Raw genomic sequence first — 6,484 nt, forward strand, 5'->3', positions numbered from 1 at the left:
AGACTTGCCCTCGGAGAAACAGCATATGGCTGCGGAAAGCACTCTTCCTACAATCGGAATGCTCTGGCTGGAAGGTCCTCTCAGTTTTCTGGAACAGATGTGCCTTTTGTCCTTTGTTGCGAACGGACACAGGGTCGTGCTGTTCCACTATGGCGAGGTCGAAAACGTACCCGAAGGTATCGAACTGGTTTCGGCGAACGAAATTCACGAACCGCAGCAGTTCATCATGAACAACCAGTTCAAAACACCGGTCCCGCAGTCTGACATTTTCAGGCTGCAATTGATGCAAAAAACCGATTTCCTCTGGTGCGACACAGATGTCGTTGCTTTGAAGCCTGTCCCGAAAGCGGATCACGTGTTTGGTTTCTTCAATCGCACCACGATTTGCAACGCGATCATGCGGTTGCCATCCGATAGCCCTGCTTTGAAGGCATATACGGAATACAGCCTTGATCCATTCCCGATCCGCCCGTGGGTAGAAGGTGAGGAACGCGAAAAGCTGGAACGCCTGAAAAAGGCTGGTGAGTTGCCTCATGCCTCGGATCAGGCGCACAGTGTTTATGGACCAGAGGTCATGACATGGTTTTTACAGCATCATGGCGAGATAGGGCATGCCAGCCCACCTCCGATCTTTTACCCTTTGCCGTTTCGGCAAACGGGTCAGGCGAACGACATTCATGCACGGGAATTTCGCGATAAGTACCTCAAGGATGAAACGCTAGCCGTCCATCTATGGGGGCGGCGGATGCGTTGGTGGATTGCAAAGGGTGTAAAACGTTATTCATTCCTGGACCGCAGGCTGCGCAGCTTGGGGATCAGACCCACCGACGCACCACTGCCACGTGGCGGCAGAAGGGCGCCGAAGCCTGTTAGTTTCCCCGATGTGCTTCCTGACTTAACGACGACGAAAGAAGAGATCAGTGCAGCGACTGGCGGATTGATGTCCGTTGCTTTGTTATCCGAACGCGAAGAGTACCTCAAATTCGCGCAGCTCGAGTTGGACAAAATCCAAAATCTTGGTCTTTACAGAGCACAGGATCAGTCGCGCGACGGCTTTCTGCGTGGTTGGGACCACTTTGCCAACGACCCGGCGCGTCTGAATGCGCTGATGCTATCTATCTTTAAGTTTTCTGAAGCGCACCGCCGTTTGCCAGACTTGAGTGCGCCGAAGACGCTTACAGAAAAACTCCTGGTCATGAAGATGTTTGGCGAGATGCCTGAAGTGTCGCCGGCAGACAGATTGACGGCGGAGAACTATATCCCGGAACCAGCCAGGAACCTTGTTACACCGGTGAAGCGCTATTGGGTCTCATCTTCGCCTGAGTTGCCGGAAGACCTCGACCTCGAGCCGGGCAGCTATTGGCTCAAATGCAATAACGGGCAGGGGCAAAACCATAGGGTCACCTGGCCCATGAACACAGAAGACCGCAACCTGGCCCAGGAAAAGCTTGCCAATTGGAGCAATAAACCCATTCCCCACGGGTTCTGGGCGGCAGAATGGTGGTATTCCACGATCGACACGCGCTATTTCCTTGAAGAGGATCTGGCGGCTGAAGGTCAGGACATCATCGATTGGAAATTCTGGGTTGTCGCCGGAAAGGTCCAGATTGTTCAGGTCGACCGGGACCGCTCTCGGGGACATGTGCAGATGATCCACGACCGGGATTTCAACTTCATCCCGAAAGAGCTGTATTTCCGGACAAGCGATGACACCGAGCCCAAGCCAAAGGTGTTTGACGATATGGTCGCAATAGCCGAAGCCGTCGGGCAACGTGTCGAGTTTGCGCGGGTGGACCTTTATGTAATTGGCGACAAGATTTATCTGGGCGAAATCACGCTCTGCCCGTTTGGCGGAAAACGCAAGATGCGTACGCCCGAACTGGATGTGCAGATGGGTGAGGCCTGGATCGGTACCCGTCTGTTCCCGAACTGATCCGGTTACTCGACGGCGATTTCCTGACGCAGCTTTCCTGTTGTCTTGTCAAAGATCAGGACACGATTGTCGTCGGTCACGACCGCATACCAGTTGGACCCGATGGTCAGGGCCTGTGCTCGCGCACCATTGGGTAAGTCGATCTGATCCGGCAAGGTGGGTGTGCGGTCCGATAGGCGGATGACAATCAGGGCGAATGTCACTAGAACCCCGCCAATCATCACCGCGGTCAGCAGCATGACCATCCGCCGCAGCAATCGCAGCTGCGGGGTTTCCTGCGGTTCTTGGGGTTCGGAAGGGACAGTCATGGGCACCCGCCAGATTGAGTTTCAGATCGCGGCCGATCCGCCGCCTCGCCTTGATAAGGCGCTTTCGCGGGATGTGCCAGACGGTGAAAACCTGTCGCGCACGCGGTTGGCGCGCCTGATCGAGGATGGCGCAGTTCGGATCGACGGGACCCGGATGCAGGACCCAAAGGCCAAAGTGTCCGAAGGGGCGCAGGTCGTCATAACTGTGGCCGCGGCTGAAGACAGCCACATCGGTGCAGAAGACATCCCGCTTGAGGTTGTTTTCGAAGACGCAGACGTGATCGTCGTCAACAAGCCAGCAGGCATGGTGGTGCACCCCGCGCCAGGCTCGCCCGGGGGTACGCTGGTCAACGCTTTGCTACACCATTGCGGTGAGGCTTTGTCAGGTGTTGGGGGGGTGAAACGCCCCGGTATCGTTCACCGGATCGACAAGGAAACCAGCGGTCTTCTGGTGGTCGCCAAATCAGACGCCGCACATCACGGGCTGGCCGAACAATTCGCAGCACATAGTGTCGAACGCTATTACCGCGCTGTGTGTTACGGGGTTCCGGATGCAAGTGATCCCCGACTGCGAGGCGTCAAAGGGGTGAGCTTTGAGCCGGGAAACATCATGCGTGTGACCACCCAGCTTGCGCGGCACAAGACCGACCGTCAAAGGCAGGCGGTGTTGTTTCATGGCGGGCGTCACGCGGTGACACGCACGCGGGTAGTTGAAACATTTGGCACGCCTGCTGGTCTTGCTCTGATCGAATGCTGGCTCGAGACCGGGCGAACGCACCAGATCCGTGTTCATATGACCCATGCCGGGCATGGGCTTGTCGGGGATCCGATCTATGGTGGCAAGCGGAAACTGGCCACCAGGGCGTTTACGCCCGCCGCTGCCGAATGCGTGTACGACTTTCCCCGGCAGGCGCTTCACGCCGCCGTATTGGGGTTCGAGCACCCGGTGACGGGCGAACACCTGCGGTTTGAGGCCGAACTGCCGCAAGACATGGAGAACCTGATTGCCGCGCTTCGCGCGCCGCTGACACAATAAGCAAAGTCCTGTGAGTAAGAGTTTCTTATCTTTCCTTCATGAAAGATTAATTTCAGACTGTTAGCAGCACCTCTTGAACAGGATGGGTTCTTTACCCATATCCTATGTTAAAGACTTAAACATTTGTCGGAGGGACATCATAATGGCAAATTACGCAAATCTCCCCGCGCCGACGCCCGAGGGCGGCCTGAACCGCTATATGCAGGAGATTCGCAAGTTTCCCCTGCTTGAGCCGGAAGAAGAATATATGCTGGCCAAGCGCTGGGTCGAAGAGCAGGACACAGAAGCCGCGCATAAGATGGTGACATCGCACCTGCGGCTGGCGGCCAAGATTGCCATGGGATATCGCGGCTACGGTTTGCCGCAAGCCGAAGTGATTTCCGAAGCCAATGTGGGCCTGATGCAGGCGGTCAAACGTTTTGACCCTGAAAAAGGCTTCCGTCTGGCCACATATGCCATGTGGTGGATTCGCGCCTCGATTCAGGAATATATCCTGCGGTCGTGGTCGCTGGTTAAACTGGGCACAACCTCGGCGCAGAAAAAGCTGTTCTTTAACCTGCGCAAAGCCAAAGCGCGCATCGGCGCCCTGGAAGAGGGCGACTTGCGTCCGGAAAATGTCGCGCAAATCGCCAATGATCTGGGTGTGACCGAAGAGGAAGTGATCAGCATGAACCGCCGCATGTCCGGCGGGGACGCGTCTCTGAACGCCACGGTCGGGTCCGAAGGCGAAGGCACGATGCAATGGCAGGATTGGCTTGAGGATGAAGATGCCGACCAGGCCGGAGATTATGAGGCGCGCGATGAGCTGGAAGCGCGTCGCGAGTTGCTGGCTGCGGCGCTTGACGTGTTGAACGACCGTGAAAAGGATATCCTGACTCAGCGCAGGTTGCTGGATCAGCCGGTGACGCTGGAGGACCTCAGCGCCCAATATAATGTCAGCCGCGAGCGGATCCGACAGATCGAAGTTCGCGCGTTCGAGAAACTGCAAAGGAAAATGCGGGATCTTGCGCGTGAAAAAGGGATGCTGGGTGTCAGCTGACCACGATACCAGCCTGCTGCAATAGCTGCGGGCTGGTTTTTTGCATTTGTGCGAAGAAACCTCCTCTACGCGCACATGCCCGGCGCATCCTGACGACTCATTACCAGTTGATCGTCTGAGGCCGCTATCCTGACTGTGAAGCCAAAAGAATGGCCGCAGGGTCAAAGCTATGGTAGGGCAAAGACGCGTTTCATTTCGATGACGGTGTGACAGGTCGATCCTGCGGACCTCGCAGGGGAACAAACCCTTTGGGGTTCGAACATCTATGGAGAGCGTTATGCAAAAACCGGTTCAGTTTGGCGTGTTGGGAGCCGCGAAATTCGCGCGTGAATACATGGCACCGGCGATACATGCCTCCAACGGGGCGCGATTGGCTGCGCTGGCGACGTCGGATGCGGTAAAGGCTGAACCTTTTTTGTCTTTCTGTCCCGACCTGAACATGTTCGACAGCTATGATGCGCTGTTGGCAGACCCCGGTATCGACGCGGTCTACATTCCACTGCCGAACCACCTTCATGTGGAATGGAGCCTGAAAGCGCTGGATGCCGGCAAACATGTGCTCTGCGAAAAGCCGATGACAATGAAGGCGGATGAGTTTGACGCATTGATCCAAAAGCGCGACGAAAGCGGCCTGCTTGCTGCCGAGGCGTATATGATCGTGCACCACCCCCAATGGCAATTGGCACGCAAACTGATTGCGGATGGCGCAATCGGAAATCTGGTGCATGTAACCGGGGCGTTCAGCTTCGACAATCGGGCAGATACCCAGAATATTCGAAACCGTGCTGAAACGGGCGGCGGCGGATTGCGTGACATCGGTGTTTACGTGATCGGCGGCGCCCGGTTTGCTACGGGGCAGGAACCTGTGGCGATACAGTCAGCCATCCGTTGGCAGGATGAAATCGACATCTTCACCGAAATTCGCGCGCAGTTCCCCGGTTTTACCTACTCAAGCTACGTGTCCATTCGGATGCATCCCCATCAGGAAATGGTGTTTCACGGGGACAATGGCCTGATCCGCCTGACAACACCGTTTAATGCGCGTGTGTTTGGTGAAGCCCGGGTCGAGTTGCATCGCCCGGGGCTTGAGGTACTGGTTACCCGGTTCCCCGGAGCGGACCATTACAAGCTTCAGGTCGAGGCCTTCTGCCGCTCGGTCAGGGAAGGGGTAGAGTATCCCTGTCCGCTGGAGTTTTCTCGGGGGACGCAAGAGGTGATTGATCGTGTGTTCGCGGGTGCAGTTTCGCTGTAACTTGCCCTTTGCGCGGGCTCGGCTATCCTTTTGCGTACGTTTAGCAGGAGAAGACCCATGGCCGGAGGCTGGGCGCGCGACGGCGCAGTAAACGAACAGATCGAAGCGTCGATTTCGGATGAGCTGGCGCGGATGCAGGCGCAAAAGCGGCCTGTAGGTGAAAGCCTGACTCATTGCGCCGAATGCGAAGAGCCGATCCCTGAAAAACGCCGCGTTGCTTTGCCGGGCGTGAAGATGTGCCTTGAGTGCCAGCAGGAACGCGATGGCGCGTTCAAAGCGCGCGGCGGCGTCAATCGGCGTGGGTCAAAAGACAGCCAGTTGAAGTGAGTTCGGGTTTGGCTTCTAAGAGCCCAGAGTTACCGATGCCGCGCTGCGTATGAATGGCAGCTATTGAGGAATGAACTCCAACCAACCTGCAGAACCTGCCACTGACAAAAATCCCAAAAACAGCGCCAACGCGATGACCCAATGAATGAATGTCTTCCCGCGCTTCCCTTTCTTTGGGAACCAGTTGAACTTTCGCAGCCAACCCAGAATTAAATCCATTAACATGAGTACGAACATGAGGTGGCGAAAAAACAAGTAGATGAACAACACCCCAAGTATAATTCCTGCAAAGGTGTTGGCCGGAACAATCTCCCAACTGTTTCCATTGGTTGAAGTGGTTATCGTGCTTTCCATCTGCTCTTCGCCCTATTTATCATGCCACTTGCTAAGCAAAACAACATGACGTCAAGCTGGGACGTGCATCGGTTCCCTGCGAAGCGGGCCTTCATCTGATTTCAGTGAAGAGCGGCTGTCTCCGGATACTGTTGAAAAACTCTGCTTGAGCGATGCTTTGGCTGCTGATTCAATTCTCTTGAGTTGCAGGAGAGTTGCTGATGATGGGACCGAGGCAAGTTGCGCAGGGTGCGCT

At 55.9% G+C, this 6,484-nt stretch carries 8 protein-coding genes; 5 read left to right on the forward strand and 3 right to left on the reverse strand.

Going from position 1 to position 6,484, the window contains the following annotated elements:
* The first annotated feature begins 25 nt into the window (after positions 1-25).
* Positions 26-1,933 (forward strand): ATP-grasp fold amidoligase family protein, encoded by a 1,908-nt coding sequence (locus ACR0BK_RS11305; protein WP_480521140.1) that lies wholly within the window; start codon positions 26-28, stop codon positions 1,931-1,933.
* A gap of 5 nt (positions 1,934-1,938) precedes the next feature.
* On the opposite strand, the gene ACR0BK_RS11310 is transcribed toward ACR0BK_RS11305, so the two are convergent.
* Complete coding sequence (locus ACR0BK_RS11310; protein ID WP_480521142.1) at positions 1,939-2,241, reverse strand: DUF6476 family protein; 303 nt, start codon at positions 2,239-2,241, stop codon at positions 1,939-1,941.
* Between ACR0BK_RS11310 and ACR0BK_RS11315 the strand changes: the two genes are divergently transcribed.
* The 4 genes from ACR0BK_RS11315 (at position 2,240) to ACR0BK_RS11330 (ending at position 5,895) form a co-directional block, all read left to right on the forward strand.
* Positions 2,240-3,277 (forward strand): RluA family pseudouridine synthase, encoded by a 1,038-nt coding sequence (locus tag ACR0BK_RS11315; protein WP_480554714.1) that lies wholly within the window; start codon positions 2,240-2,242, stop codon positions 3,275-3,277. The two genes, ACR0BK_RS11310 and ACR0BK_RS11315, sit on opposite strands and share 2 nt — an antisense overlap.
* A gap of 142 nt (positions 3,278-3,419) precedes the next feature.
* A complete protein-coding gene (rpoH, locus tag ACR0BK_RS11320) occupies positions 3,420-4,316 on the forward strand; it encodes an RNA polymerase sigma factor RpoH (protein WP_480476596.1) in 897 nt (298 codons plus the stop codon).
* A 277-nt stretch (positions 4,317-4,593) separates the two neighbouring features.
* Complete coding sequence (locus ACR0BK_RS11325; protein WP_480554715.1) at positions 4,594-5,568, forward strand: Gfo/Idh/MocA family protein; 975 nt, start codon at positions 4,594-4,596, stop codon at positions 5,566-5,568.
* A gap of 57 nt (positions 5,569-5,625) precedes the next feature.
* Positions 5,626-5,895, forward strand: coding sequence for a DksA/TraR family C4-type zinc finger protein (locus tag ACR0BK_RS11330; protein ID WP_480554717.1), 270 nt, complete (start codon positions 5,626-5,628; stop codon positions 5,893-5,895).
* Positions 5,896-5,955: 60 nt separating this feature from the next.
* Here the strand turns inward: ACR0BK_RS11330 and ACR0BK_RS11335 are convergent, their stop codons facing one another.
* Together ACR0BK_RS11335 and ACR0BK_RS11340 are read right to left on the reverse strand one after the other, a co-directional pair.
* Positions 5,956-6,249 (reverse strand): hypothetical protein, encoded by a 294-nt coding sequence (locus tag ACR0BK_RS11335; protein WP_480554718.1) that lies wholly within the window; start codon positions 6,247-6,249, stop codon positions 5,956-5,958.
* Between the two features lie 51 nt (positions 6,250-6,300).
* A partial coding sequence (locus ACR0BK_RS11340) for a hypothetical protein (RefSeq protein ID WP_480554720.1) occupies positions 6,301-6,484 on the reverse strand: 184 nt, incomplete at its 5' end.

Source organism: Ruegeria sp. AF1 (assembly GCF_056542125.1).